Here is a 26,685-nt window from a genome sequence, read left to right as displayed (position 1 = left end):
CCTTCTTAAGCCTGATTACCCGCCAATGTAGGACAGGTTCTGAGTAATGCCGGTGTTGCCCTGATGCAGGAAGTGGGTCTGTTTTTTGTGCGTCAGAGCTTCAGAAATCCGCGCTTCAAGCGCGGCCTGTTGGGCGTCTTCCGCCAGCAGATCGCGAAGGTCGACACCGCCATCCCCGAACAGGCACAGATGCAGCTTACCAACGGAGGAGACGCGAAGACGGTTACAGCTGGCACAGAAGTCTTTCTCATACGGCATGATAAGCCCGATTTCCCCTTCGTAATCCGGGTGACAAAAGACCTGCGCCGGGCCGTCGCTGCGCTGACGGATCTGGTGGATCCAGCCGCGTTTCAGCAGCTCATCTCGCAACACCATCCCGGAGATGTGATGCCGACGGAACAGCTCACTGCCCTCGCCGGTTTCCATCAGCTCGATAAAACGCAACTGGATGGGGCGGGATTTGATCCACGCCAGGAAGGTATCAAGCTGGTGATGGTTGACGTCACGCATCAGCACCGTATTGACTTTGACCTTCTGGAACCCGGCACTGAACGCCGCGTCAATTCCATCCATCACCTGGCGGAATTTATCCTGGCCGGTAATGGCATGAAACTGGCGGGCATCGAGGCTGTCCACGCTGACGTTGATGGCGGTTAAGCCCGCGTCGCGCCAGGTTGCAACGTCACGAGCCATGCGGTACCCGTTGGTGGTGACCGCAATCTGACGGATACGATCGTTCTCACGCACCGCAGCAATGATATCGGGGAAATCACGACGCAGAGAGGGCTCCCCTCCGGTCAGGCGGACCTTTTCCGTGCCGAGTTCAGAGAATGCGCGCGTGACGCGGCGCACTTCGTCCACGGAGAGAAAGCCGTTATTGGTGACGCTGCCCGGTTTGTAGCCATCGGGCAGGCAGTAGGTGCAACGGAAGTTGCACACATCGGTAATCGACAGACGTAAGTAAAAAAACTTACGCGCGAATGCATCAGTAAGTTGTGAAGCCATGTACACCTTTCCAGAGACGGGAGGCACAGTCATTTCTTTCTGTACCCTGGTGGCATATTCGCCACGGCCAGGACGCCATATCTTTCGACACAGGCGCCAGGGCTCGAGTGTATGTTTTCAAATTTGAAAACGTGGTTATGGCGATAGTAGCGCGGAAATCTTCCCTTCGCCATTATCACTTAACGCTATATAACCATATACATAACGACATAATCGTGTATTTTCGCTACAGAATACCTAAAAACAGCATATTCACATTGATATACGTCATTTTGCGCCGGGTGAGGCATCGTCTTTTAGGGGTAGTTAGGGTAGTGTTACGCAGATCGAACGTGATAAGGAATGTGTATGCGCAATCGCACTTTTGCGGATCTTGACCGTGTTGTCGCTCTTGGCGGAGGCCATGGTCTGGGGCGAGTGATGTCTTCTCTGTCTTCACTTGGCTCAAGGCTGACAGGGATAGTGACAACCACGGATAATGGCGGCTCCACCGGGCGTATTCGACGCGCGGAAGGGGGTATCGCCTGGGGCGATATGCGTAATTGTCTGAACCAGTTAATTACCGAGCCGAGCGTCGCGTCGGCGATGTTTGAGTACCGTTTTGGCGGTAACGGCGAACTTTCCGGGCATAACCTTGGAAATTTGATGCTTAAAGCGTTGGATCACCTGTCAGTGCGCCCGCTGGAAGCCATCAATTTGATCCGAAACCTGCTCAAGGTTGACGCGTTCCTGATCCCAATGTCCGAACAACCGGTCGATTTAATGGCAATCGATGCGGAAGGGCACGAGGTTTATGGCGAAGTGAACATCGACCAGCTTACCGTGCCGCCAAAAGAGCTGATGACCTACCCAAGCGTGCCCGCCACGCGTGAAGCCATTGAGGCCATCGGCGAAGCGGATTTGATTTTGATTGGGCCGGGCAGTTTTTACACCAGCCTGATGCCCATTTTACTGGTCAAAGAGCTGGCACAGGCCCTGCGCAGAACGCCCGCCCCCATGGTTTACATCGGCAATTTAGGCCGTGAGCTGAGCCCGGCGGCGGCCAGCCTGTCGCTGGCGGACAAACTGAATCTGATGGAGCAGTACGTCGGGAAGAAAATCATCGATGGCGTAGTGGTCGGCCCGAAAGTTGATGTATCAGGGATTGGCGATCGCGTAGTGGTGCAGGAGCCGCTGGAAGCAAGCGATATCAAATATCGCCACGACCGTCACCTGCTGCGTGAAGCGCTGGAGAAAGCGATTCAGGACCTGGGATAGAGATTATGCCCTCACCCAACTTCTCTCCCACGGGAGAGAGCAAACACTAAAAAAATGACAGCCTGCGGCTGTCATTTTGCTTTTACCTAGGAGGCGGCGATAAACAGATCGCGCAGCTGATGCAGCTGGTCGCGGATTTGCGCGGCCTCTTCGAATTCGAGGTTCTGCGCATGCTGCATCATCTGCCCTTCCAGTTCGTGGATTTTCTGCTGCAGCGCTTTTGGCGTCAGCTCGACGGTATCCGGCTCAACCACTGAACGCGCTTTCCCGCGCCCTTTCGCTTTGGTCTTCGCAATGTTCTGGCCCAGCGCCAGAATATCCACCACTTTCTTGTTCAGGCCCTGCGGCGTAATGCCGTGCTCTTCGTTGTAACGCTGCTGTTTCTCACGACGACGCTCCGTTTCGCCAATTGCTTTCGCCATTGACGGGGTAATTTTGTCACCGTAAAGGATCGCTTTACCGTTAACGTTACGCGCGGCACGGCCAATGGTCTGGATCAGGGAGCGTTCAGAACGCAGGAAGCCCTCTTTGTCGGCATCCAGAATCGCCACCAGCGAGACTTCTGGCATATCCAGGCCTTCTCGCAGCAGGTTGATACCCACCAGCACGTCAAACTCGCCCAGACGCAGGTCGCGAATGATCTCCATACGCTCGACGGTATCGATATCCGAGTGGAGGTAACGCACCCGCTCACCGTGCTCCTCAAGATACTCGGTGAGATCTTCCGCCATACGCTTGGTCAACGTCGTTACCAGCACGCGCTCGTTGATGGCCGCGCGGATACGGATTTCTGACAGCAGATCGTCAACCTGAGTGGCGACTGGACGCACCTCGATAATCGGATCCAGCAGCCCGGTCGGACGCACCACCTGGTCAACCACCTCATCGCCCGATTTTTCGAGCTCGTAGTTGCCCGGCGTAGCCGAGACGTAGATGGTTTGCGGTGCCAGCGCCTCAAATTCTTCAAACTTCATGGGACGGTTATCCAGCGCCGATGGCAGACGGAAACCATACTCCACCAGCGTCTCTTTACGCGCCCGGTCACCGCGATACATCCCGCCAATTTGCGGGATAGTCACGTGAGATTCGTCGATCACCAACAGACCGTCTGCCGGCAGATAATCAAACAGCGTCGGCGGTGGCTCGCCCGGACCACGCCCGGAGAGGAAACGTGAGTAGTTTTCGATACCGGAGCAGTAGCCCAGCTCGTTCATCATCTCCAGGTCAAACTGGGTGCGCTGGCTCAGGCGTTGCTCTTCCAGCAGCTTATTATTCGCCAGAAGCACCTTACGGCGGTCTGCCAGTTCAACTTTGATCTCTTCCATCGCCTGCACGATACGCTCGCGTGGCGTCACGTAGTGCGTTTTCGGGTAGATGGTATAGCGCTGAACAACCGACTCGACGTGGCCGGTCAGCGGGTCAAAAAGCGACAGGCGTTCAACTTCTTCGTCAAACAGCTCAACGCGCAGGGCGATATCGTCCGACTCTGCCGGGAAGATATCAATCACCTCGCCGCGCACGCGGAAGGTACCGCGCTGGAACGCCTGATCGTTACGGGTGTACTGCAGCTCTGTCAGACGGCGTAAAATAGCGCGCTGATCGATGATCATCCCCTGGGTCAGGTGCAGCATCATCTTGAGATAGAGATCCGGATCGCCCAGACCGTAGATAGCCGACACTGACGCCACCACCACCACATCGCGACGCTCAAGGAGCGCCTTCGTCGCCGACAGACGCATCTGCTCAATGTGTTCGTTCACCGAGGCATCTTTCTCAATGAAGGTGTCAGAGCTCGGGACATACGCTTCAGGCTGGTAGTAATCGTAGTAGGAGACAAAATATTCCACGGCGTTATCCGGGAAGAACTCTTTCATCTCACCGTAAAGCTGAGCGGCCAGGGTTTTGTTTGGGGCCAGCACCATCGTGGGGCGCTGCAGATCGGCGATAACGTTGGCAATGGTAAACGTTTTGCCCGAACCGGTTACCCCCAGCAGCGTCTGGTGCGCCAGCCCATCTTCCAGCCCCTCTTCGAGACGTCGGATCGCCTCAGGCTGATCGCCGGAAGGACGGAATGCAGAATTCAATTTGAACGGTTTACTCATGGGCGACAACCTGATGACGTTATAAGCGGCAGGTGAGTAATTTTACTCGTTGCTGCCAGGAATGCCAGTAAAAAACACTGGATGAAAAACCAGTAGCATGTCAGGATATTTAGAGTACCGGCAGGGTGATTAGCGCGATAGCGGTCAAAATTTGGACCGTGACAACATAAAACACCAGTCAGGACGGGTTATCCCCAGAACTTTTTCTTTTTTAACATTTGTCAAGCCAGGTAATGATAGTTTTATGGCAACAGGTGACACTTTCATTACGGCAATTGCTTTTATCTAACCAATTAAATATTAAGCGATATTTTCTAAAGCCGCGTTTCGCGCCAATTTGGTCGTAACCCGCGTCTTCTCTCGCTTATCGCGTGTTTTCTAACTCTAATGCACATGGTTATCCACAGGAATAGTGGATAACTGCTTCCAGCCCGTGCAGACCGCCGCTCAGCAAATTCCCGACTTTTCCCACGAAACGGCAGCAAAAATTTTTTATAGCTATTTTTTGCTGATAAACAGTTGTGTCATTCATAACCAACCGATGCGATCTTGCTCACATTTCCACCATTTTAACCCTGCACCACAACTCATCACGTCCGGCACCGCGGATGTGCAAAGGGGGGTAATCACACACCGCTTATCCCGGATAAATTCCTAAAAAAGTCTCTTTTTTAATCAATTTAGGGTTTCTGGCAGGAGTTTTGCACATCCCACAATGAGCCTCATCCACACAGATTTTTAAGGAGAGAAAGATGTTGAGTCTGCGTGCAGTTAACCAGTTTTACGGAAGCCAACATACGCTATGGAACGTGGATTTAGATTTTCCCAAAGGCATGTGTACAGGCGTTGTTGGCCTGCCGGGGATGGGCAAAACGACCCTGATGAATTGCATCGCCGGGAAAGTGCCTGTCGACAGCGGCACCATCATCTGGCACGAAGCCGGTGCACCGCCGCGAGATTTGCTTAGCCAGACGCCAGAACCCTTCGCTGGCCCGGGAATAGGCTATGTCCCGCAGGACAGGCGGATTTTCTCCCAGTTAACCATTGATGAAAATCTGCATATCGCCATGCGGGCGACAGGGAAACCAGACCCTGAAGCGAAAAGTGACGTTTACGACCTCTTTCCGGAACTCTATGCGCTGCGACAAACCCGGGCCAACACGCTTTCGCCAGACGACCAGTATCAGCTGGCGCTGGCCAATGCACTGGTCATCCGTCCGCGGATGCTGATTCTGGATGAACCGATGCATGGCGCGGGCCACAGCTTCGCTCAGAAGCTGAGCCAGCTGCTGGTGCGGTTAAACCGGGAACTGGGAATGACGGTGTTGTTAGCTGAGCAGCAGCTGTCGTTTATCCGCCGGGTCGCGGAGCGCTTTTGCATGCTGTATCGCGGGCGTAACGTGGCCCAGGGCCACGTTAACGAGCTGGACGACGAGCTTATCGCCCACTGGATGTCGCTGGAGGCAAGACGCTGAGATCGAGGTAATGCCCGGTTTCAGCGCACCCGGCAGTGTCAGCCAGCCACGGGATCTCCCCAAGAAACGGCGCAGGAAGCACCCGCTTCAGCGTTGCCAGATACTCCTGATGTCGCCTGCCCGGCGCAACCACGTCGTTGGCTATCCAGCCGGCCAGGCGCAGCCCGGCCTGCTGAACGGCCTGGGCAGTCAGCATCGCATGGTTGATACAGCCGAGTTTGACCCCTACCACCAGGATTACCGGCAGCTGCTCGATTTGCACCCAGTCAGCAAAGGTCTGGTCCGCCGAAAGTGGCGTAAACCAGCCACCGGCGCCCTCCACCAGCACCCAGTCAGCCTGGCGTTCAAGGGCGCGTAACCCGGCAGAAAGCACGGCAAAATCAATCGGGCGACCTTCATCGTCGCTGATAATATGCGGTGAGGTGGGCTCGGCAAAGGTGTACGGATTCACCGCTGAATAGGCAAGTTCAAGCGTGCTGTTGCGCTGGAGCGCCAGCGCGTCGGTATTGCGTAACCCGTGCGCCGTCATCTCGCTGCCGGAGGCGACAGGTTTATATCCGGCGGTGGTTTTTCCCTGCATGCGCGCCGCCTGCAGCAGCGCTGAGCTGGCAACCGTCTTGCCCACTTCGGTATCTGTTCCGGTGACAAAATAACGTTCAGTCACGTTCAATAATCCCATGAAAAAGTTGATATGAGAGCGGGAACTGCCCCCGCTGCTGCGGCCACGCCAGCTCCAGACGCTGCAACTGGCCGCGGGTAAGAGGCTTCTTTTCACGCCCCGCATGCAGATGGGTCGCGCCAATGCCCTTCAGGGAGCGCATGGCGCTGAAGGCATCGTCGAAATTCAGCGTAATGGTCTGCTCAGCACAGCGATAGCGCCATCCCGCCAGCGCGTGGATGACCTGCTCGTGCGGCAAAAAACGGTTAGCGTGAGGTTGTTCATCCACCGCTTTCCACGCCTGATTGAGCTCCGGTAAAGAGCTTTCCAGCAGCGTGGTGAAGGCCACGCATCCACCCGGGCGCGCCACGCGATAAAGCTCGTTTAATGCCTGCGGGAGACTACTGCACCACTGTACCGCCAGATGGCTCCAGACCAGATCAAACCGCGCATCCGGCAGCGGAATGGACTCAATATCGGCAACCAGATAGTGGTGCGCGGCCTGCTGCTGACGGGCCTCCTCGAGCATATCGGGCGACAGATCGATAGCCGTCACCTCGCTGCCGGCCGCACGCCAGTGTCGGCTATTGGCACCCGGCCCACACCCGGCGTCCAGCACCTGAGGGAACCGGGTCTCGTTGAGTAAAGCAAGCAGCCCCTGCGCGCTCTGACGCTGGAGTTCATCGTGCTGCGAATAGCTGCGCGCGGCCCGGCCAAATGCCGCCGCGATCGCCTGTTTATTCACGGGTGTCATGCAGCGCCTCCAGAAGTGCTTCGATATCCTCTGCTTCGTGCGCCGCCGTGAGCGTCAGACGCAGTCGGGCAGTGCCGGACGGTACGGTTGGTGGACGAATAGCCGTCACCCATATCCCCCGCTCGCGAAGCGTCTGCGCCAGCGTGAGAGCCAGACCGTTTTCCCCCACCATCACCGGCTGGATTGCGCTCTGCGAATCGGTGCTCTGGAACGGGAGATGGCGTAACCCCTGGCGAAAACGCCGGATATGTTCCGCCAGACGCGCCCGTCGTTCCGCACCTTCAGCGCTGCGGATCACCGCCAGTGATGCAGACAGCGCCACGGCCTGTGCAGGCGGCATACTGGTGCTGTATATGAGATGACGGGCGAACTGCAGCAGATAGTCGGCGACAGACTCGCTGCACAACACGGCCGCCCCGCTCACGCCAAAACCTTTCCCGAAGGTCACCACCAGCAGTTCCGGCTTCACGTTTTGCTGATGGATGCTACCGCGCCCTTCCTCACCCATCACGCCAATACCATGCGCATCATCAACCAGCAGCCAGGCGTTTTGTCGCTGCGCCGTCTCATGCAGCGGACGCAGCGGTGCGCTGTCGCCGTCCATGCTGAACACCCCTTCTGTGACCACCAGTTGCTGTCCGGTGCAGGGCTTATCGAGCAGGCCAGCAAGCTGAGCCGCATCGTTATGGGCAAAGCGGCGGAGCTGCGCAGGGCTTAAACTTGCCGCTTCCAGCAGCGAGGCGTGACTTAAGCGGTCGGCAACAATGCGGTCGTCCTTGCCCATTAGCGCGGCGATGACCGCCTGGTTGGCGGCAAAACCTGAAATGAACAGCAACGCACGCGGATACCCCAGCCAGTCGGCAAGGGCCTCCTCCAGCGCCTGATGCGCCGTGGTGTAGCCGCTGACATGCCCCGAACCGCCGCTGCCGACGCCAAACCGCTCCGCGCCCTGCTGCCAGGCGCGGACGATTGCCGGGTGCTGGCTCAGCCCGAGATAATCATTGCTGGAGAAATTGCAAAACTGCCGGCCCTCGCGGGTGAGAAAACGGCCTGCGCCGTTTTCTACCACGTTGCGAACGCGAAAGGCATCTGCCGCCCGCCGTTCTTCGAGCGCAGAATGGATACGTGCCTGCCAGGTCATACGGTTGCCGCGTTGTAGAACTGGTCAGTATCGGCGTTGAAAATCTGCTGCTCCAGCTGCTGCTGTTGCTCGTTATCCCCCGTCAGGACGTCGGTCTGATGCGGGTTCAGCCCCAGCTTGCGGAACAACTGGACGTCTTTGTCCTCTTCCGGGTTCGGGGTGGTCAGCAGTTTGCAGCCGTAGAAGATGGAGTTGGCCCCGGCCATAAAGCACATCGCCTGCGTCTGCTCGCTCATCTGCTCACGACCCGCCGAGAGGCGCACGTAGGAGGTCGGCATCATGATACGCGCCACCGCAATGGTGCGGATAAAATCAAATGCATCCACGTCTTCGTTATCCGCCAGTGGCGTACCTTTAACTTTCACCAGCATGTTGATCGGCACGCTTTCCGGCGGCGTGGGCAGGTTCGCCAGCTGCAGCAGAAGACCTGCACGGTCTTTCACCGTTTCGCCCAGCCCCACAATCCCGCCGGAACAGACTTTGATGCCGGCGTCACGCACTTTATCCAGCGTGTCGAGACGCTCCTGATAGGTCCGCGTGGTGATGATATTGCCGTAAAATTCAGGGGAGGTGTCGAGGTTGTGGTTGTAGTAATCCAGCCCTGCTGCTGAAAGGCGTTGCGCCTGCTCTTCGTTCAGCGTGCCAAGGGTCATGCAGGCTTCCAGCCCCATCTCTTTCACCCCTTTCACCATCTGCTCCAGATACGGCATGTCGCGATCGTGCGGGTTTTTCCATGCCGCGCCCATACAGAATCGGGTTGAGCCTGCATTTTTCGCCTTACGGGCAGAGTCGAGCACCTGCTCCACTTCCATCAGACGTTCAGATTCAAGCCCGGTTTTATAGCGCGCACTCTGCGGGCAGTATTTGCAATCTTCTGGGCATGCGCCGGTCTTGATCGACAGCAGCGTACTGACCTGCACATGGCGTGGATCGAAGTGCTGACGATGCACCTGTTGGGCTTCAAACATCAGCTCAAGGAAAGGTTTATTGAATAATTCAGTAACTTGCGACATCGTCCAGCGTGCGTGGTGAGCCATGGGGCTTCTCCAAAGGGTTTTGTTAATTTTCAGATCGGTTTATACTCGTAAACCTAAAACTTTTCAAAATGGTTTACAAGTCGATTATGACCCAGGACGATCTCGCCTTCGACAAGCAGCATATCTGGCACCCTTACACTTCCACTACCCGCCCCCTGCCCGTTTACCCGGTCGCCTCGGCTCACGGGTGCGAACTGACCCTGAGCAGCGGTGAGTCGCTTGTGGACGGCATGTCATCCTGGTGGGCAGCTATTCACGGGTATAACCACCCGCGTCTGAATGCGGCGATGAAAGCGCAGATTGACCAGATGTCGCACGTGATGTTTGGCGGTATCACCCATCAGCCTGCGGTTGACCTGTGCCGGCGTCTGGTCGCGATGACCCCGACCCCGCTGGAGTGCGTTTTCCTTGCAGATTCCGGCTCTGTTGCCGTGGAAGTGGCGATGAAAATGGCGCTGCAGTACTGGCACGCCAGAGGTGAGACCCGCCAGCGGTTCCTCACCTTCCGCAACGGCTATCACGGCGACACGTTCGGCGCGATGTCGGTGTGCGATCCGGATAACTCCATGCACAGCCTGTGGAAGGGCTATCTGCCAGAGAACCTCTTTGCCCCGGCACCGCAAAGCCGTTTTGACGGGGAGTGGGATGAAATGGACATGGTCGGTTTTGCGCGGCTGATGGCTGCCCACCGCCATGAGATTGCCGCCGTTATTCTTGAGCCGGTTGTGCAGGGTGCAGGCGGAATGCGGATGTACCACCCGGCATGGCTGACGCGCATTCGTAAGATGTGCGATCGCGAGGGCATTCTGCTGATTGCCGATGAGATCGCCACCGGCTTTGGCCGCACCGGCAAGCTGTTCGCCTGCGAGCATGCGGGGATCGCACCGGATATTCTGTGTCTGGGTAAAGCGCTGACCGGCGGCACCATGACGTTGTCCGCCACGCTGACAACGCGCCACGTTGCCGACACCATCAGCGACGGCGACGCGGGCTGCTTTATGCACGGCCCGACGTTTATGGGCAACCCGCTGGCCTGCGCGGTGGCGAGCGAAAGCCTGGCCATTCTCGAGAGCGGCGAGTGGCAAACGCAGGTCGCGACGATTGAAGCGCAGCTTCGCCAGGAGCTGAGCGCAGCGTCAGCGGCTGAATTCGTGGCGGATGTACGCGTGCTGGGTGCCATCGGCGTGATTGAGACCACCCATCCGGTTAACATGGCGGCGCTGCAGCGTTTCTTCGTGGAACGGGGAGTGTGGGTGCGTCCTTTCGGCAAGCTTATCTATCTGATGCCGCCTTATGTTATCTCGCCGGCTCAGCTACGTCAGTTAACGGCTGCGGTAGTTGACGCCGTTAACATTCCCGCACATTTTGCGATTTAACCCTGAGCGTTAACGTCGGTACTCTGTTTATGCATTACACTTTTTGCATAATCGGGTACCGAGGTAAATCGTATGAAAATCATCAGTAAAGATCTGCGCGACGGGGAAAAACTGCCTGAACGCCACGTTTTTAACGGCATGGGTTATCAGGGGGATAATATCTCTCCGCATCTGGCGTGGGACGATGTTCCGGCGGGAACCAAAAGCTTTGTTGTCACCTGCTATGACCCGGATGCCCCTACAGGCTCAGGGTGGTGGCACTGGATAGTGGCGAACCTGCCTGCGGATACGCGCGTTCTGCCGCAAGGTTCCGGCTCTGACCTGGTGGCGCTGCCTGAAGGCGCTATCCAGACCCGAACCGATTTTGGCAAAGCGGGTTACGGCGGCGCCGCGCCGCCAAAAGGGGAAACGCACCGCTATATCTTCACGGTTCACGCGCTGGATGTGGACAAGATTGAGGTGGATGAGGGTGCGAGTGGCGCAATGGTCGGCTTTAACGTCCATTTTCATTCGCTGGGTAGCGCATCGATCACGGCAATGTATTCGTAAAAAAACCGGTGGCCTGAACGTGTCCGGGCCACCGGGCAAATCTTAGAGCACCGAAGGCAGTAAGCCCACCAGGCTTCCCTTCTCCAGCAGCGCGATCGCTTTATCAATATCCGGCGCAAAGAAACGGTCATCATCGTAATGCGCGACCTGTTCACGCAGCAGATGACGCGCCTGTTCCAGCAGCGGGCTGGACTTCAGACCTTCACGCAGATCAACGCCCTGACATGCGGCCAGCCATTCCACCGCCAGCACGCCGCGGGTGTTGGCGGCCATCTCCCACAGACGACGTCCGGCGGCCGGGGCCATCGAAACATGATCTTCCTGGTTCGCTGACGTTGGCAGACTGTCCACGCTGTGCGGATGCGACAGGGCCTTGTTCTCGCTCGCCAGCGCCGCGGCCGTCACCTGGGCAATCATAAATCCGGAGTTGACCCCGCCGTTGCGGACCAGGAACGGCGGCAGCTGGGACATATGTTTATCCATCATCAGCGCGATGCGACGTTCGGATAAGGCCCCCACTTCCGCAATCGCCAGCGCGATATTATCCGCCACCATCGCCACAGGCTCGGCGTGGAAATTCCCCCCGGAGACCACTTCGTTTTCCTGAGCGAACACCAGCGGGTTATCAGACACCGCATTCGCCTCCACCAGCAGCACTTCTGCCGCGTGGCGCAGCTGCGTCAGACAGGCTCCCATCACCTGGGGCTGACAGCGAAGCGAATACGGATCCTGTACCTTGTCACAGTTATGGTGAGAGTCTGCAATTTCGCTGGTCTCGGTCAGCAGGTGACGGTACATCGCCGCGGCGTCAATCTGCCCGCGCTGGCCGCGCACCTCGTGGATACGGGCGTCAAACGGACGACGTGAGCCAAGCACCGCCTCGGTGGTCAGCGCACCGCACACGACCGCGGAGGCGAAAAGATCTTCGGCTTCAAACAGACCACGCAACGCAAACGCCGTCGAGGCCTGGGTCCCGTTAAGCAGCGCCAGCCCCTCTTTCGCCGCCAGCGTTATCGGGGTCAATCCGGCTTTTTTCAGCGCCTCTTTCGCAGGGAGCCACTCGCCCTTCCAGCGAGCCTGACCTTCACCGAGCAGCAGCAGCGACATATGAGCCAGCGGCGCAAGATCGCCGGATGCACCGACGGAACCTTTTGCCGGGATCCACGGATAGACCTCCGCATTCACCAGCGCCATCAGCGCCTCGATCACGCTGAGGCGAATTCCGGAGAACCCACGTGCCAGGCTGTTGATTTTGAGCACCATCATCAGACGGACAATGTCATCATCCAGCGGTTGACCGACACCTGCCGCATGCGAAAGCACCAGCGAGCGCTGTAAATTTTCCAGATCGTGCGTGGCGATACGCGTCTGCGCCAGCAGACCAAATCCGGTATTGATGCCGTAGGCGGTACGTCCTTCGGCAATAATGGCTTCAACGCAGGCAACGCTGTCGTTAATCGCGGCGTGGGCGCTTTCATCAAGTGAGAGCGTAACCGGTTGACGCCAGACGTTACGCAGCTGTTTGAGCGTCAGTGAGCCGGGAGTGAGGGTTAAGGCGTTCATTAATGCTTTCCTTGTGTGGCAGGGATCATCGGCAGGTTCAGGCCCTGCTCTTTGGCACATTCAATCGCAATCTCGTAACCGGCATCCGCGTGGCGCATTACGCCGGTTGCCGGGTCGTTATGCAGCACGCGAGCGATACGCGCTGCCGCTTCATCCGTACCATCACACACGATGACCATTCCCGAGTGCTGGGAGAAGCCCATACCTACGCCACCACCGTGATGCAGCGACACCCAGGTCGCCCCGCTGGCGGTATTCAGTAAGGCATTCAACAGTGGCCAGTCGGACACGGCATCGGAGCCGTCGCGCATGGCTTCGGTTTCACGGTTCGGGCTGGCAACAGAGCCCGAGTCGAGATGGTCCCGTCCGATAACAATCGGCGCGGAGACTTCACCGCTGCGCACCATTTCGTTAAAGGCCAGACCCAGTTTTTGTCGCCACTCCAGCCCGACCCAGCAGATCCGCGCCGGCAAGCCCTGGAAGTTAATGCGCTCGCGAGCCATATCCAGCCAGTGGTGCAGATGTTCGTCGTCGGCGACGATCTCCTTCACTTTGGCGTCGGTTTTGTAGATATCTTCCGGGTCGCCGGACAGGGCCACCCAGCGGAACGGACCAATACCGCGACAGAACAGCGGGCGAATATAGGCAGGCACAAACCCCGGGAAGTCGAAGGCGTTACTCACGCCCATCTCTTTCGCCATCTGGCGAATATTGTTGCCGTAATCAAATGTCGGAATGCCCATCTGGCTAAAGGCCAGCATGGCGTTCACGTGCTCCGCCATGGAACGTTTAGCGGCGAGCACCGTGCCTTCCGGGTCACTTTCGGCGTTTTGCTGATACGCTTCCCACGTCCAGCCCGATGGCAGATAGCCGTGAAGGGGGTCGTGCGCGCTGGTCTGGTCGGTGACGAGATCCGGGCGTACACCACGGGCCACCAGTTCAGGGAGAATGTCAGCCGCGTTGCCGCAGAGCGCAATCGACATCGCTTTGCCTTCTGACGTGTATTTTTTGATGCGTGCCAGCGCGTCATCCAGGTTTTCAGCCTGTTCATCGACGTAACGGGTACGCAGACGGAAATCAATGCGGCTCTGCTGACATTCGATGTTCAGGGAGCAGGCACCGGCAAGGGTCGCGGCCAGCGGCTGTGCGCCCCCCATTCCCCCCAGACCGGCAGTCAGTACCCAGCGACCTTTCAGCGAACCGTTATAGTGCTGACGACCGGCTTCCACGAAGGTTTCGTAGGTGCCCTGCACAATCCCCTGACTGCCGATGTAGATCCAGCTTCCCGCCGTCATCTGGCCATACATCGCCAGCCCTTTGGCGTCCAGATCGTTAAAGTGTTCCCAGGTCGCCCAGTGCGGGACAAGGTTAGAGTTGGCGATCAGCACGCGCGGTGCATTCTTGTGGGTTTTGAACACGCCGACCGGTTTGCCGGATTGCACCAGCAGGGTTTCGTCATGTTCCAGATGAGTCAGGGATTCAACAATCGCGTCATAGCACTCCCAGTTGCGCGCGGCGCGGCCTATGCCGCCATACACCACCAGCTCGTGGGGGTTCTCCGCGACCTCAGGATCGAGGTTATTCATCAACATGCGCAGCGGGGCTTCGGTGAGCCAGCTTTTGGCGGTAAGTGTGGTGCCGCGCGCGGCGCGGACATCCTGCTGGCGGTATTTACCTGACGACATTGTGTGCTCCTCATACGGGACAAATGATGTATTCAGATATACTTGTATAGACAAGCACACACAAGGTCGGATTTAACAAAAAAGATACAATTTTGTTATATTGCGTTAGCTATCACGCTTTTAAAACGTATGACCCTTACGACATGAAATGGCCCTGCAGCCGGTATCGATTTCCCGGGAACAGCAGTCTGGCATGCGACACAATATGCGACGAAGACCAGGTACGGCGACGAATGAGCAGGCAAGGATCGTGCTCTTTGATCCGCAACAGTTCGCACTCCTGCGGCGTAGCGGGAACCGCTTCCACGATGTGCTCCCCTTCCGTCAAAGGCGCGATGAGCGAAAGATAGGCATGCGGCGTGGTCTGGGTGTAATCCTGATCCAGGTACTCGGGCACCCGATCGGCGTTCACGCAGCGATCTTCAATCTGCACCGGGATGTCGTTTTCATAATGCACCATCACGGAATGAAAGATGCGGCTTCCCTCTTTGACATTCAGCTCCACGGCCTGCTCGGCGCTGGCCTGTGTCTCTTCGAGCACCAGCACTTCACAGTGGTGCTGATGGTTACGCGAGGCTATCTCATCGGCAATACTTCTGATCTCAAACAGCGCTGATTGCCCTTTCGGCTCCGCAACGAAGGTTCCGACCCCCTGCAGACGCACCAGAAGGCCCTCATCGGTCAGCTCGCGCAGCGCCCGGTTGATGGTCATTCGGCTAAAACCAAACTGTGCGACCAGTTCGGCCTCGGACGGAATGCGATCGTGCGGCCGCCAGACGCCGGTTGCGATTTTTTCGCTGATGGCCTGCTTCACCTTTTCATAGAAAGGCACGGGAGGGCTGGACTGCGACAGCGGTGAGCGTGAAAACATCCTGACTCCTTAAACGTTGTTATGCCCACCAGTGAGCAATTTGCCAGGCCAGACGAGCGGCAAGCTTTGCCCCCTGTCCGTCCCGATCGTACTGCGGGTTAAATTCTACCAGATCGGCAGCCTGCAGTTTTCCACTGCGGCAGATATGTTTAATCACCGGCAGAAGATCCAGCGCGGGTACCCCTAACGCCGCGGGCGCTGAGACGGCTGGCATTTCGCCAGCAGGCAAAACATCGAGGTCAATGGTGAGGTAAACGCGGTCGGCCTGGGCCAGAATCTTGTCCAGAGCCGATAACGCATCTCGCCTGAAATGAAGATCTTCCACCAGCGTGACGTTTAGTCGCTCAGCTTCATCCCACAGCGCCTGCGTGTTCGCCGCCCGGCTGACGCCCAGGCAGGCATACTGAAAATCGCGCGCCTGTTCCGCACAGTAGTGTGCCAGCTGACGAAACGGCGTGCCGGAGGTCGCATGCTCCGCCTTGCGCAGGTCAAGGTGTGCATCCAGGTTTATCACCACCACGCGCGCGTTCGGGAAAGCATCCAGAACCCCGCGGCCATGCGCCCAGGCGGTCTCGTGTCCCCCGCCAAAAACCAGCGTACGCATGCCGGACTGCTGGCAGGCCTGCACGGCATCGCTTAACGCCCGCTGAGCCGCTTCCAGGTTATCGCCCTCGACATACACCGATCCCATATCCACCAGCCGGTCATGTCCATGATGACTTGCCATGTTCGCCAGCGCTTTGCGAAGCACCTCCGGGGCCTGTACGGCGCCGGGCCTGCCCTGATTGCGTTTTACCCCTTCATCACATTCAAACCCTATCAAAGCGATGCCGGACGACTGAGGAGTAAATACCGGCATCTGTCGCAGGGTCTGAAAAATACGTTTTGCATTGCTGGCCTCGGCGCTGTCGTCGCGCCCCTGCCAGACGGTCTCGGCAACCGGCCGCCAGAGTCTCATACGCTCTCCCCACGGAAAATACGTTGATACAACGGATTACGTCCCGGCTCATAGACCATTTCGACCGGGTGATGTGCATCCCAGACGACAAAGTCAGCCACGAATCCAGCCTGCAGCTGCCCGTGCGTGGCCCCGCGTCCCAGCGCCTGGGCAGCATGTCGCGTCACGCCAGCCCAGGCCTCTTCAGGCGTCAGGCCAAACTGCACACAGGCCATATTCATCGCGAGATGAATACTCGCGAACGGGCTGGTGCCGGGGTTATAGTCGGTGGCGACAGCCATGGGAACGCCCTCTTTTCTGAGCTGTTCAACCGGCGGACGCTGGCGCTCCTGAAGAAAATAGAACGCCCCCGGCAGTAATACCGCAACCGTGCCGTTGTGCGCCATCGCCTGAACACCGGCGTCGTCGAGATATTCAATATGATCGGCGGAAAGCCCCTTAAAGCGGCTGACCAGCGCCGCGCCGCCAAGATTTGAAAGCTGTTCCACGTGTCCTTTGACCGGAATCCCCAGGGCAGTGGCAGCGCGGAAAAGCCGCTCGGTTTGCGCTGGCGTGAAGCCGACGTTTTCGCAAAACACATCCACGGCTTCGAATAAGCCTTTTTGCCACAGCGTGGGCATCATCTGCTCGCACACCGTGGTGAGATACGCGTCCGCGTCGTGGCGGTATTCCGCCGGAACCGCATGCGCAGCCAGAAGCGTTGGGCTGATCTCTACCGGATTGTTCTGGCCCAGCTGGCGGGCAACCTGCAGCATCTTCTCTTCCGCTTCGGCGTTGAGACCATATCCCGACTTGATTTCAACCGTGGTCACCCCTTCATCGATCAGCCGCTGCAGACGCTGCTGCGCCAGCCTGAGCAGGGTCTCGGGCGAACTGCTCCGCGTCGCCGTCACGGTCGCGTTAATCCCGCCGCCCTGCGCGCTGATGGTTTGATAAGAGACGCCGTTCAGACGCTGCTCCCACTCTGCCGCACGATCGCCACCGAACACCAGGTGGGTATGGCAGTCAATCAGCCCGGGGGTGACCAGACGACCGTGCAGATCGACACATTGACGGTGGCCGGAAGGGATGTCGGATTCGGGAATAACGGCCAGAATCGTCTGGCCGCGCACCACCAGGGCGTGCTGCGCTTTCAGGCCATAAGGCGTGCTGTCGTCCGGGATCATTGTCGCCAGTCGCGCATTGCGCCATATTACATCGTCGGGATGAAGCTGCTGCATGGGCATTCCACTTGTCATGGGTTGTATAGACATTTATTTTCATCTGCCCCCTGCTGTCAACCGCTCTGGCGGAAAATGTTATTTATTTGTGATGACTTTCCCGCCTCCCGCGGGTAAAAAATGCATCTTTTACCCTTTTTATCTTCCCGTTTCGCTCAACTTAGTATAAAAAAGCAGGCTATTTCGTCTATTCCGTTAAGACTTGCATACCCAGGAGCTTTACCTTGAACATTTCCAGGATTTCCCGTCTGGCGTTAGCGCTCGCCTTTGGCGTGACATTATCCGCATGCAGTTCTACCCCACCGGACCAGCAGCCTTCTGAGCAGGTTGCACCGGGTACCGCCTCTCGCCCGATTTTGTCCGCTGATGAAGCGAAGAACTTTGACCGTGCGCACTACTTCTCGGCGATGGACCCTAACGCTGCGCCGTGGACACCGTCTTCTATTAACCTGCCGAAACAACCTGACTTCGTTGTCGGTCCGGCAGGCACGCAGGGCGTGACGCACACGACGATTCAGGCTGCGGTTGACGCGGCTATCACCAAACACAGCGCCTCTCGCCAGTACATCGCGATCCTGCCAGGGGAATATGAAGGCACCGTTTACGTTCCGGCAGCACCGGGCAGCATCACCCTTTACGGGACAGGCGAGAAAGCGGTCGACGTGAAAATTGGTCTGGCGATTGATTCTGAAATCGACAGCAACACCTGGCGTCGCCTGGTCAACCCGGCGGGTAAATACATGCCAGGCAAACCGGCGTGGTACATGTTTGACAACTGCCAGAGCAAGCGTGCAGCTACCATCGGCGTGATGTGTTCGGCGGTCGTCTGGTCTCAGAATAATGGCCTGCAGCTGCAGAACCTGACCATTCAGAATACCCTGGGCGATAGCGTTGATGCGGGTAACCACCAGGCCGTTGCACTGCGTAGCGATGGCGATAAAGTGCAGATCAACAACGTGAATATTCTTGGCCGTCAGAACACCTTCTTCGTGACGAACAGCGGTGTTCAGAACACGCTGCAGAATAACCGTCTGACCCGTACGCTGGTCACTAACAGCTACGTTGAAGGTGACGTGGATCTGGTCTCCGGTCGCGGCGCGGTGGTGTTTGAGAACACCGATTTCCGCGTGGTGAATTCACGCACTCAGCAGGAAGGTTATGTGTTTGCCCCGGCCACGCAATCTAACCTGTTCTACGGCTTCCTGGCCGTTAACAGCCGCTTTAACGCGTCCGGTGACGGCGTCGCGCAGCTGGGCCGCTCGCTGGATGTGGACTCTGCCACCAACGGTCAGGTTGTTATTCGTGACAGCGTGATCAACGAAGGTTTCAACATGGCTAAGCCATGGGCCGATGCCGCTATCTCCAAACGTCCTTTCTCCGGCAATACCGGTAGCGTGGATGATAAAGGTAACGTGCAGCGTAACCTGAATGACGCTAACTTCAACCGCATGTGGGAATACAACAACCGCGGTCTGGGTAGCAAAGTGGTTGCTGAGCCTAAGCAATAAAAGAATGCGTTGATGTCTTTTGCTGTACTCGCCCGGTGCCCACCGGGCATAAAAAAACCTCGCATTTGCGAGGTTTTTTGTTTTAAGCCTTTTAGTGTGCGTTTACCACCACCCACATTGGCCCCTGGCCGACGGCGTAACGCCCTTTCTCTTCCAGCAGCCCCTGAGCACCTTTGATTTCGTACAGCGCGATGTGGTGGGATTTTTGCCCCGCCGCAATCAGGTATTTACCGCTGTGATCGATATTAAACCCGCGTGGCTGGGTTTCGGTAGGCTGGAAACCTTCAATCGCCAGCACGCTACCGTCTTCAGAAACGCTGAATACCGTAATCAGGCTGGAGGTACGGTCGCAGGCATACAGATGACGCCCATCCGGTGTGATGTGAATATCAGCCGCCCAGCGGGTGTCAGAGAAGTCAGACGGCATCATATCCAGCGTCTGCACGCACTCAATCTTGCCGTTAGGATCTTTCAGTTCCCATACGTCCACAGAACTGTTCAGCTCGTTCACCACATAGGCGTACTGCTGGTTCGGGTGGAACACCAGATGGCGCGGGCCCGCGCCCTCAACGGTGGTCACTTCTGCAGGATTCTGCGCCACCAGGTGACCGTCATCGCTCAGGGTAAACAGGCAGATACGATCCTGTTTCAGCGCAGGGACCCACAGCGTACGGTTATCCGGAGAAATATTCGCCGAGTGGCAACCTTCCAGCCCGTCAACCACCTCCACGGTTTCAACCGGTAGGCCCGCTTCCAGACGCGTTACGCTGACACAGCCGGCATTGTAAGAGCCGCTGAAGATGAAGTTGCCTTTGCGATCGGTGGAGATATGCGTTGGGCTGCCCGGTAAAGGTGCTTCCGCAGTGTAAGTCAGCGCGCCGTCGTCCGGCGAGATGCGGTAGGCCAGCACGCGAAACTCCGGGCGCACACCCACGTACAAGAAACGTTTATCCGGGCTGATAACCATCGGCTGCACCTGACCTGGCACATCAACAACCTGAACCAGCGTGAGGGTACCCTCGGTATTTAAACGCCAGACGTGGATCTGCTGGCTTTCAGGACTGGCGGTATAAACGGTTTGTTTCATGAATATTCACTCCTCACTGCGCATGAAAGTAGTTAACTTTTGACGGTGAATGCTGAATTGTCATCGGGAATTTTGAAGCCTTTGCCTCTCGGTGTACCATCCCTTCAGAACGTAAATTCAATATTAACCCGGAAAAACAAATGACCTCGCGTGTAATAGCTCTGGATTTAGACGGTACCTTACTTACTCCGCAGAAAACCCTTCTCCCCTCTTCCCTTGAAGCACTCAAACGCGCGCAGGAAGTGGGATATCAACTCCTTATCGTAACGGGTCGACATCACGTTGCCATTCATCCTTTTTATCAGGCACTGGCGTTAGATACACCTGCAATTTGTTGTAATGGCACTTATTTGTATGATTATCAGGCAAAAAAGGTTTTAGAATCCGATCCGCTGCCCGTGCCTCAGGCGCTGCAATTGATTGATCTGCTTGATGAGCATGCCATTCACGGCCTGATGTATGTGGATAACGCAATGGTGTATGAACGTCCGACAGGCCACGTGATCCGCACCAGCAACTGGGCATTGTCTCTGCCTGAAGCGCAGCGTCCGGTCTTTACCCAGGTTTCCTCCCTGCGCCAGGCGGCTCAGGATGTCGATGCTATCTGGAAATTTGCGCTGACGGATGAAGATACCACCAAACTGAATGCCTTCGCGACGCACGTTGAACAAACGCTGGGTCTGGAGTGCGAGTGGTCCTGGCACGACCAGGTCGATATCGCCCGCAAAGGCAACAGCAAAGGCAAGCGTCTGACGCAGTTCGTAGAGTCACAGGGCGGGTCAATGCAGGATGTGATTGCCTTTGGCGATAACTACAACGACATCAGCATGCTGGAGGCCGCCGGTACAGGCGTGGCAATGGGCAACGCCGACGATGCGGTAAAAGCGCGTGCTAACGTCGTGATTGGTGATAACACCACCGACAGCATCGCGCAGTATATTTATACCCACCTGCTGTAATCAGGTGGTGATGGAGACGCTCTTGATTTGCGCGTAAAGCCACAGGCCAGGCTTGATCCCTAACTCATCTCTGGCCCACGGACTGATGCGCGCCCAGAGCGTCTTGCTGCCCACTTCGAGCTTCACCTCAACCTGACCGTTATCATCAAAACACTCCGCCACTTTCGCACGCAGGATATTGCGAATACTGGTCTGCAGCGGCGCTTGCAGCACCAGAGAGACATCTGAAGCCTGAATGCGTATACGCAACGCAGACTGCAGCGGTTTGTCGATTTTGTTGACCCACAGATGCTGGTCGCCCAGCGCCAGTGCGGTCATCGCATAGTGCGGATGGTGTTCCAGCACGCTCACCTTAAGGATGCTGCTCTGCTGCTCCTTCGGTAACCACGGGTGCATCACGCTGCTGCCCCACACCTCTTCCAGATTACCGAATGCCTTAACGCTGCCCTCTTCCAGCACCAGCACTTTATCGGCCAGATGCAGGATCTCATCCAGCGAGTGGCTGACGTAGAGCATCGGGATATTGATTTCGCGCGCCAGGCGCTGAAGATAGGGCAGCAGTTCACGTTTTCGCGGAATATCCAGCGAGGCCAGCGGTTCGTCGAGCAACAGCAGTTCTGGCGCGGTGAGCAACGCGCGGCCTATCGCCACGCGCTGTTTTTCACCACCAGAAAGCGATGAAGGGAGCCGGTCCAGCAGTGACTCAATGCCCAGCAGCGCCACCAGCTTATCAAATTGCGCGGCCATGCTTTTGGCCATGCCGTAGCGAAGATTACCGCGCACGCTGTAATGCGGAAATAATCGCGCATCCTGAAAAACATAACCAATTCGCCGCTTATCCGGTGCCAGGTAAATTTTGTTCTCAACGTCGTTTAAGACGCGATCGTTGAGCACAATCCGTCCGGACTGCGGCCGCGTCAGTCCGCTGATGGCATTGATCAATGAGGTTTTCCCTGCACCTGATACGCCAAAGATGGCGGTAATGCCGCTCGCAGGCAGCGTCTCGTTAAGGGTCAGGGTATGATTTCCCAGCGTTTGGGTGAACTGAAGTTCAAGCATGACTATTTCCCCATCCGCTCGCGACTGAGTCGCGCCAGCCATTCCGAAACCAGCAGCGAGACCAGCGCCAGCACAATTGAGATGATGCACAGCCGCGCCGCGGCACCTTCTCCACCCGGCGTCTGAATCAGGGTGTACATTGCTGAAGGGATCGTTCGTGTCTCACCGGGGATATTCGACACAAAGGTAATCGTGGCACCAAACTCACCCAGCGAGCGGGCGAAAGCCAGTACCGTGCCGACAATAATGCCCGGCAGCGTAAGCGGGAGCGTGATGGTGAAAAAAACGCGCCAGCGCCCGGCACCCAGCGTGCGGGCAGCCTGTTCCAGTTTGATATCAACCCCTTCCAGCGCCAGGCGAATGGCCCTCACCATCAGCGGGAATGACATCACCGCCGCCGCCAGTACCGCCCCTCGCCAGCTAAACGCAAACGTCAGCCCAAACCAGTCATATAACCATTCGCCAATAAAACCGCGCCGCCCCATCGACACCAGCAGCAGGTAGCCAACCACCACCGGTGGCAACACGAGGGGAAGATGAAGAACGCTATCCAGCAGGGCTTTGCCGGGAAACTTACAGCGAACCAGTAACCAGGCAAAGAAGATCCCAAAGGGCAAACTCAGCGTAACCGCCAGGGAAGAGACTTTCAGGCTCAGCAGGACAGCCTGCCATTCAGGATCGGTCAATATCATTAGTGAGTCGTAAATCCGTAACGTTTAAAGATTGCGGACGCTTCGGGTCCCTTCAGGTATTCGCTGAAGGCCGTCACGGTCGCATTTTTATGTCCATCAACAATCGCAACAGGATATTCCACTTTCTTGTGGGAGTCTTCCGGGAACGTACCAACCACTTTCACCCCTTTACTGGCGACGGCGTCCGACCCGTAGACTATCCCCAACGGCGCTTCATTACGTTCAACCAGCGCCAGAGCACCGCGCACATCTTCAGCCGGAGCCAGTGTGGGCGATAACGTCTCCCAGGCACCCAGTTTTTGCAATGCTTCTTTGGCGTAGATCCCCGCCGGTACATGCTCCGGATCGCCAACGGCCAGGCGTCCTCCGTTCAGCAACCGGGTCCAGGGGGTCTCTTTGTTGATACTGATTTCGCCTTGCTGGCTGGCTTTCGGCGCCACCACGACGAGGCTATTCCCCAGCAATGTTTCGCGGGTTGTCGCATCAATCGATTTCTTTTCAGCCGCGTAATCCATCCACTTCTGGTCTGCAGAGATGAACAGATCGGCCGGCGCTCCCGCCTCAATCTGACGTGCCAGCGTCGATGAAGAAGCAAAAGAGGAGACCACCTCGACGTTCTTCTCTTTTTTATACGCTGTCGCAATATCCTGCATCGCGTTGGTCAACGACGCCGCCGCAAAGACGGTAATTTTACCCTCGTTAGCCAGCGCGTGTCCGCTCAGCGAAAGTGTCAGCGTTGCCCCTGCGAAAAGGCGTACCCATGTACGTGCCATTTGTAGCTCCTGTGAGTATCGTTATATACACACTAATATAACGGTAACTCCGGGGAGATCCCAGCGTTAAATCGTACCGCTCAAGGGGTACAGCAAGCTGATGCTTTAAATAATATCGGCGAGAAAGGGAAATACTTGAGAGCAAAACGCCCGGGCAAGCCGGGCGTTTCGGGGGGAAATTAATGCTGCTTTTTAGCCTGGTCTCTGTGACCAATGTTCGAAAATACGTTGAACACTTCACCCAGGCCGTAGATGGCACCGAGGATAACGGCCATCACTACTGGTACCATGATCACGGCGAATACCAGACTTTTCAACAATTCCAACATGGTTTTCTCCAGATATTGTGAATGGCTTATTCTACCCTGAAAAGTGAGAAAAACATCCCCTTTTGTGCGGTGCCCTTTGCGACCTTCGCCATTTGGGTCACAATGCACTTTTTGCCAGGACAGTGTTATGCAGGCCGAAATTCTCCTCACTCTACGACTACAGCAGAAGCTTTTCGCCGATCCGCGACGTATCGCCCTGCTTAAACAAATAGAACAAACCGGTTCAATAAGCCAGGGGGCTAAGAACGCTGGCATTAGCTATAAAAGCGCCTGGGATGCCATCAACGACATGAACACCCTGAGCGAGCAAACGCTGGTTGACCGGGCCACGGGCGGCAAAGGCGGTGGAGGTGCGATCCTGACACGTTACGGCCAGCGCCTGGTTCAGCTGTATGATCTGCTGGCGCAGATCCAGCAAAAAGCATTTGATGTGTTAAGTGACGACGATAATCTCCCGCTGGACAGCCTGCTGGCTGCCATTTCCCGCTTTTCGCTGCAAACCAGCGCCCGTAACCAGTGGTTTGGTACGGTGATGGCGGGCGATAACGCCCAGGTGCAGCGTCATATTGAGATCCTGCTTGCCGATGGAACAACCCGTCTGAAAGCCGCGATTACCGCACAAAGCGCAGACCGACTGGCGCTGAATGAAGGTAAAGAGGTGCTGGTGTTACTGAAAGCGCCGTGGGTGAATATCACTGCCGATGCCGAAAAAGCAAAAGCCGCTGATAACCAGCTACGCGGTGCCATCCGCCACGTTGAACGCGGTGAAGAGCAGTGTGAAGTACTGATGACCCTGCCGGACGGGCAAGAACTCTGCGCAACCCTTCCCCTCAGCGATGCCGCAGAATTAGAAGAAGGTGCTGTGGTGACCGCATATTTCAACGCCGACCGGGTGATTATCGCCACATTGTGCTGAGCACATTGACAAGCGTGTCGACAGTGAGTATCCCTGACATCTGTTGCTGCAAAAAATGGGATAAGTCATGTCATCATTGCATATTTCGCAAGGCACGTTTCGTCTTAGCGACACCCGAACGCTGACGATTTCTGATTTAACAATACGCGCCGGTGAAAGCTGGGCGTTTGTCGGTACAAACGGAAGCGGGAAATCAGCGCTGGCCCGTACGCTGAGCGGAGAGCTCGCGCATCTTAAAGGTGAATACCAGTGTAACTTTACGCGCCTGACGCGCCTGTCATTTGAACAGCTGCAAAAGCTGGTGAGCGATGAATGGCAGCGCAATAACACCGATTTACTCAGCCCGGGCGAAGAGGATACGGGCCGCACAACGGCAGACATTATTCAGGATGAGGTCAACAATCCTGCCCGTTGTGCGTATCTGGCAGAACAGTTTGGCATCACCTCCCTGCTGAACCGGCGCTTTAAATACCTCTCGACCGGTGAAACCCGAAAAACGCTGCTGTGTCAGGCGCTGATGAGCGAGCCGGAACTGTTGATTCTGGATGAACCGTTCGACGGTCTCGACGTGCAGTCCCGCGCACAGCTGGCCACCCTGCTCGGCTCGCTTAACCAGCAGGGCTATACGCTGGTACTGGTGCTTAACCGTTTTGATGAAATTCCTGAGTTTATTCAGAATGCTGGCGTGCTCGCTGACTGCAACCTGACTGAAACCGGCGAAAAATCGGCGTTACTTAAGCAGGCGTTAATTGCCCAACTGGCGCACAGTGAAAACATGGACGGCATTACGCTGCCGGAACCGGACGCACCTTCTGCCCGCCACGCGTTAGATCCCCACCAGCCGCGCATCGTGCTGCGTGATGGCGTGGTAGCGTATGACGATCGGCCGATCCTTAATCATCTCAGCTGGACGGTCAACCCGGGTGAACACTGGCAAATTGTTGGCCCCAACGGCGCGGGAAAATCAACGCTGCTGAGCCTGATCACCGGCGATCACCCTCAGGGCTACAGTAACGATCTCACCCTGTTTGGCCGCCGCCGCGGAAGCGGTGAAACGATCTGGGATATCAAAAAGCATATCGGCTATGTCAGCAGCAGCCTGCATCTGGATTACCGGGTCAGCACCACGGTGCGCAATGTGATCCTGTCCGGGTATTTTGATTCCATCGGCATTTATCAGGCGGTCTCGGACAAACAGCATAAGCTGGCCCAGCAGTGGCTGGATATTCTGGGGATGGATAACCGGGTCGCTGACGCGCCGTTTCATAGCCTTTCATGGGGACAGCAGCGTCTGGCGCTGATCGTTCGCGCGCTGGTGAAACACCCGACCCTTCTGATCCTCGACGAACCGCTACAGGGGCTGGACCCATTAAACCGCCAGCTGATCCGGCGTTTTGTGGATGTCCTGATTAGCGAAGGCGAAACGCAGCTGCTGTTCGTTTCCCATCATGCCGAAGATGCCCCGTCCTGCATTACGCATCGCCTCGAGTTTGTGCCCGACGGTGAACGCTATCAGTACCTGCTGAGCAAAATCGATTAACCCCGGAGGGCTCTGCCCCTCCGTTTTTTCGGATAACCTGCACAAAGACTTCCCTATCCCTTTGATCTACAATGTCGCATTGCCGCCAAAAAACGGTTTTCAAAAGCAGTGTAAACGATTCCACTATTTTATCCCATGTCACACTTTTCGCGTCTCTGTTATGCTATGGTT

General features: G+C 56.8%; 24 protein-coding genes and 1 riboswitch. Of the genes, 8 read left to right on the top strand and 16 right to left on the bottom strand.

Annotated features, from left to right (window positions below):
* Positions 1-15 precede the first annotated feature (15 nt).
* Complete coding sequence (moaA, locus tag AC2FAP_RS01370) at positions 16-1,005, bottom strand: GTP 3',8-cyclase MoaA (protein ID WP_032681391.1); 990 nt, start codon at positions 1,003-1,005, stop codon at positions 16-18.
* Positions 993-1,127: riboswitch (molybdenum cofactor riboswitch) on the bottom strand. It overlaps the preceding gene by 13 nt.
* A gap of 226 nt (positions 1,128-1,353) precedes the next feature.
* On the opposite strand from moaA, the gene yvcK reads away from it, so the two are divergent.
* The gene (gene yvcK / locus AC2FAP_RS01365; protein ID WP_020884933.1) at positions 1,354-2,262 is read left to right on the top strand and encodes a uridine diphosphate-N-acetylglucosamine-binding protein YvcK; all 909 of its coding nucleotides are present in this window, start codon (positions 1,354-1,356) and stop codon (positions 2,260-2,262) included.
* 86 nt (positions 2,263-2,348) lie between these two features.
* On the opposite strand, the gene uvrB is transcribed toward yvcK, so the two are convergent.
* Complete coding sequence (uvrB, locus tag AC2FAP_RS01360; protein ID WP_020884934.1) at positions 2,349-4,364, bottom strand: excinuclease ABC subunit UvrB; 2,016 nt, start codon at positions 4,362-4,364, stop codon at positions 2,349-2,351.
* A 752-nt stretch (positions 4,365-5,116) separates the two neighbouring features.
* Between uvrB and AC2FAP_RS01355 the strand changes: the two genes are divergently transcribed.
* Positions 5,117-5,839, top strand: coding sequence for an ABC transporter ATP-binding protein (locus AC2FAP_RS01355; protein WP_014169219.1), 723 nt, complete (start codon positions 5,117-5,119; stop codon positions 5,837-5,839).
* Here AC2FAP_RS01355 and bioD read toward each other — a convergent pair.
* Genes bioD through bioB form a run of 4 tightly spaced genes read right to left on the bottom strand, consistent with a single transcriptional unit; the run spans position 5,802 to position 9,429 of the window.
* Positions 5,802-6,503 (bottom strand): dethiobiotin synthase, encoded by a 702-nt coding sequence (bioD, locus tag AC2FAP_RS01350; RefSeq protein ID WP_228175843.1) that lies wholly within the window; start codon positions 6,501-6,503, stop codon positions 5,802-5,804. The two genes, AC2FAP_RS01355 and bioD, sit on opposite strands and share 38 nt — an antisense overlap.
* Positions 6,496-7,251 (bottom strand): malonyl-ACP O-methyltransferase BioC, encoded by a 756-nt coding sequence (gene bioC / locus AC2FAP_RS01345; protein ID WP_032677719.1) that lies wholly within the window; start codon positions 7,249-7,251, stop codon positions 6,496-6,498. Before bioC ends, bioD begins: the two co-directional genes overlap by 8 nt.
* Positions 7,235-8,392 carry an 8-amino-7-oxononanoate synthase gene (bioF, locus tag AC2FAP_RS01340; protein ID WP_485452818.1) on the bottom strand — a complete coding sequence of 386 codons (1,158 nt, stop codon included), beginning with the start codon at positions 8,390-8,392 and terminating at the stop codon, positions 7,235-7,237. The genes bioC and bioF overlap by 17 nt, the downstream gene beginning before the upstream one ends.
* The gene (gene bioB, locus AC2FAP_RS01335; RefSeq protein WP_014169215.1) at positions 8,389-9,429 is read right to left on the bottom strand and encodes a biotin synthase BioB; all 1,041 of its coding nucleotides are present in this window, start codon (positions 9,427-9,429) and stop codon (positions 8,389-8,391) included. Before bioB ends, bioF begins: the two co-directional genes overlap by 4 nt.
* Before the next feature lie 86 nt (positions 9,430-9,515).
* On the opposite strand from bioB, the gene bioA reads away from it, so the two are divergent.
* Both bioA and AC2FAP_RS01325 read left to right on the top strand, forming a co-directional pair.
* Positions 9,516-10,805 carry an adenosylmethionine--8-amino-7-oxononanoate transaminase gene (gene bioA, locus AC2FAP_RS01330; protein WP_032681394.1) on the top strand — a complete coding sequence of 430 codons (1,290 nt, stop codon included), beginning with the start codon at positions 9,516-9,518 and terminating at the stop codon, positions 10,803-10,805.
* Positions 10,806-10,877: 72 nt separating this feature from the next.
* On the top strand, positions 10,878-11,354 hold the full coding sequence (locus AC2FAP_RS01325; protein ID WP_014169213.1) for a kinase inhibitor: 477 nt from the start codon (positions 10,878-10,880) through the stop codon (positions 11,352-11,354).
* 42 nt (positions 11,355-11,396) lie between these two features.
* Here the strand turns inward: AC2FAP_RS01325 and hutH are convergent, their stop codons facing one another.
* From hutH to hutI, 5 genes are all read right to left on the bottom strand, one after another.
* Positions 11,397-12,917, bottom strand: a complete 1,521-nt coding sequence (hutH, locus tag AC2FAP_RS01320) for a histidine ammonia-lyase (protein WP_047743870.1) — start codon at positions 12,915-12,917, stop codon at positions 11,397-11,399.
* Positions 12,917-14,602: a urocanate hydratase gene (gene hutU, locus AC2FAP_RS01315; RefSeq protein WP_485452817.1), complete on the bottom strand. Its 1,686-nt coding sequence runs from the start codon at positions 14,600-14,602 to the stop codon at positions 12,917-12,919. The genes hutH and hutU overlap by 1 nt, the downstream gene beginning before the upstream one ends.
* A 136-nt stretch (positions 14,603-14,738) precedes the next feature.
* Positions 14,739-15,473: a histidine utilization repressor gene (locus AC2FAP_RS01310; protein WP_485452816.1), complete on the bottom strand. Its 735-nt coding sequence runs from the start codon at positions 15,471-15,473 to the stop codon at positions 14,739-14,741.
* A gap of 19 nt (positions 15,474-15,492) precedes the next feature.
* A complete protein-coding gene (gene hutG / locus AC2FAP_RS01305) occupies positions 15,493-16,431 on the bottom strand; it encodes a formimidoylglutamase (protein ID WP_252069704.1) in 939 nt (312 codons plus the stop codon).
* Positions 16,428-17,651, bottom strand: coding sequence for an imidazolonepropionase (gene hutI / locus AC2FAP_RS01300; RefSeq protein WP_410384169.1), 1,224 nt, complete (start codon positions 17,649-17,651; stop codon positions 16,428-16,430). Before hutI ends, hutG begins: the two co-directional genes overlap by 4 nt.
* 224 nt (positions 17,652-17,875) lie before the next feature.
* Here hutI and AC2FAP_RS01295 point away from each other — a divergent pair, with 224 nt between their 5' ends.
* Entirely contained in the window at positions 17,876-19,159 is a 1,284-nt protein-coding gene (locus AC2FAP_RS01295) for a putative acyl-CoA thioester hydrolase (protein ID WP_014169207.1), read from the top strand.
* A 91-nt stretch (positions 19,160-19,250) separates the two neighbouring features.
* Here AC2FAP_RS01295 and pgl read toward each other — a convergent pair whose 3' ends face one another.
* Positions 19,251-20,246 (bottom strand): 6-phosphogluconolactonase, encoded by a 996-nt coding sequence (gene pgl, locus AC2FAP_RS01290; RefSeq protein WP_014169206.1) that lies wholly within the window; start codon positions 20,244-20,246, stop codon positions 19,251-19,253.
* A gap of 140 nt (positions 20,247-20,386) precedes the next feature.
* On the opposite strand from pgl, the gene AC2FAP_RS01285 reads away from it, so the two are divergent.
* Entirely contained in the window at positions 20,387-21,205 is an 819-nt protein-coding gene (locus AC2FAP_RS01285; protein WP_025204641.1) for a pyridoxal phosphatase, read from the top strand.
* Here AC2FAP_RS01285 and modC read toward each other — a convergent pair whose 3' ends face one another.
* From modC to AC2FAP_RS01265, 4 genes are all read right to left on the bottom strand, one after another.
* On the bottom strand, positions 21,206-22,264 hold the full coding sequence (modC, locus tag AC2FAP_RS01280) for a molybdenum ABC transporter ATP-binding protein ModC (protein ID WP_020884945.1): 1,059 nt from the start codon (positions 22,262-22,264) through the stop codon (positions 21,206-21,208).
* Positions 22,265-22,266: 2 nt separating this feature from the next.
* On the bottom strand, positions 22,267-22,956 hold the full coding sequence (gene modB / locus AC2FAP_RS01275; RefSeq protein WP_020884946.1) for a molybdate ABC transporter permease subunit: 690 nt from the start codon (positions 22,954-22,956) through the stop codon (positions 22,267-22,269).
* Positions 22,956-23,729 carry a molybdate ABC transporter substrate-binding protein gene (modA, locus tag AC2FAP_RS01270; RefSeq protein ID WP_047366363.1) on the bottom strand — a complete coding sequence of 258 codons (774 nt, stop codon included), beginning with the start codon at positions 23,727-23,729 and terminating at the stop codon, positions 22,956-22,958. The genes modB and modA overlap by 1 nt, the downstream gene beginning before the upstream one ends.
* A 179-nt stretch (positions 23,730-23,908) precedes the next feature.
* Positions 23,909-24,058, bottom strand: coding sequence for an AcrZ family multidrug efflux pump-associated protein (locus AC2FAP_RS01265; RefSeq protein WP_020884948.1), 150 nt, complete (start codon positions 24,056-24,058; stop codon positions 23,909-23,911).
* A 127-nt stretch (positions 24,059-24,185) separates the two neighbouring features.
* Here AC2FAP_RS01265 and modE point away from each other — a divergent pair, with 127 nt between their 5' ends.
* Entirely contained in the window at positions 24,186-24,974 is a 789-nt protein-coding gene (gene modE / locus AC2FAP_RS01260; RefSeq protein ID WP_025204643.1) for a molybdenum-dependent transcriptional regulator, read from the top strand.
* A 67-nt stretch (positions 24,975-25,041) separates the two neighbouring features.
* Entirely contained in the window at positions 25,042-26,514 is a 1,473-nt protein-coding gene (gene modF, locus AC2FAP_RS01255; protein ID WP_485452815.1) for a molybdate ABC transporter ATP-binding protein ModF, read from the top strand.
* Positions 26,515-26,685 lie beyond the last annotated feature (171 nt).

It is taken from the genome of Enterobacter cloacae complex sp. 394I7 (assembly GCF_057320345.1).
The sequence above is the reverse complement of the archived record's forward strand: the minus strand, read 5'-3'. Positions and strand labels throughout refer to the sequence as shown.

Excerpts from the sequence above, each read along its gene's own strand:
- modC (WP_020884945.1), bottom strand. The coding sequence starts at position 22,264 with ATGCTTGAACTTCAGTTCACCCAAACGCTGGGAAATCATACCCTGACC.
- AC2FAP_RS01325 (WP_014169213.1), top strand. The coding sequence starts at position 10,878 with ATGAAAATCATCAGTAAAGATCTGCGCGACGGGGAAAAACTGCCTGAA.
- AC2FAP_RS01265 (WP_020884948.1), bottom strand. The coding sequence starts at position 24,058 with ATGTTGGAATTGTTGAAAAGTCTGGTATTCGCCGTGATCATGGTACCA.
- pgl (WP_014169206.1), bottom strand. The coding sequence starts at position 20,246 with ATGAAACAAACCGTTTATACCGCCAGTCCTGAAAGCCAGCAGATCCAC.
- hutU (WP_485452817.1), bottom strand. The coding sequence starts at position 14,602 with ATGTCGTCAGGTAAATACCGCCAGCAGGATGTCCGCGCCGCGCGCGGC.
- modA (WP_047366363.1), bottom strand. The coding sequence starts at position 23,729 with ATGGCACGTACATGGGTACGCCTTTTCGCAGGGGCAACGCTGACACTT.
- modB (WP_020884946.1), bottom strand. The coding sequence starts at position 22,956 with ATGATATTGACCGATCCTGAATGGCAGGCTGTCCTGCTGAGCCTGAAA.
- AC2FAP_RS01285 (WP_025204641.1), top strand. The coding sequence starts at position 20,387 with ATGACCTCGCGTGTAATAGCTCTGGATTTAGACGGTACCTTACTTACT.
- AC2FAP_RS01310 (WP_485452816.1), bottom strand. The coding sequence starts at position 15,473 with ATGTTTTCACGCTCACCGCTGTCGCAGTCCAGCCCTCCCGTGCCTTTC.
- AC2FAP_RS01355 (WP_014169219.1), top strand. The coding sequence starts at position 5,117 with ATGTTGAGTCTGCGTGCAGTTAACCAGTTTTACGGAAGCCAACATACG.
- modF (WP_485452815.1), top strand. The coding sequence starts at position 25,042 with ATGTCATCATTGCATATTTCGCAAGGCACGTTTCGTCTTAGCGACACC.
- bioF (WP_485452818.1), bottom strand. The coding sequence starts at position 8,392 with ATGACCTGGCAGGCACGTATCCATTCTGCGCTCGAAGAACGGCGGGCG.
- hutH (WP_047743870.1), bottom strand. The coding sequence starts at position 12,917 with ATGAACGCCTTAACCCTCACTCCCGGCTCACTGACGCTCAAACAGCTG.
- bioA (WP_032681394.1), top strand. The coding sequence starts at position 9,516 with ATGACCCAGGACGATCTCGCCTTCGACAAGCAGCATATCTGGCACCCT.
- uvrB (WP_020884934.1), bottom strand. The coding sequence starts at position 4,364 with ATGAGTAAACCGTTCAAATTGAATTCTGCATTCCGTCCTTCCGGCGAT.
- modE (WP_025204643.1), top strand. The coding sequence starts at position 24,186 with ATGCAGGCCGAAATTCTCCTCACTCTACGACTACAGCAGAAGCTTTTC.
- hutI (WP_410384169.1), bottom strand. The coding sequence starts at position 17,651 with ATGCAGCAGCTTCATCCCGACGATGTAATATGGCGCAATGCGCGACTG.
- bioB (WP_014169215.1), bottom strand. The coding sequence starts at position 9,429 with ATGGCTCACCACGCACGCTGGACGATGTCGCAAGTTACTGAATTATTC.
- bioC (WP_032677719.1), bottom strand. The coding sequence starts at position 7,251 with ATGACACCCGTGAATAAACAGGCGATCGCGGCGGCATTTGGCCGGGCC.
- hutG (WP_252069704.1), bottom strand. The coding sequence starts at position 16,431 with ATGAGACTCTGGCGGCCGGTTGCCGAGACCGTCTGGCAGGGGCGCGAC.
- moaA (WP_032681391.1), bottom strand. The coding sequence starts at position 1,005 with ATGGCTTCACAACTTACTGATGCATTCGCGCGTAAGTTTTTTTACTTA.
- yvcK (WP_020884933.1), top strand. The coding sequence starts at position 1,354 with ATGCGCAATCGCACTTTTGCGGATCTTGACCGTGTTGTCGCTCTTGGC.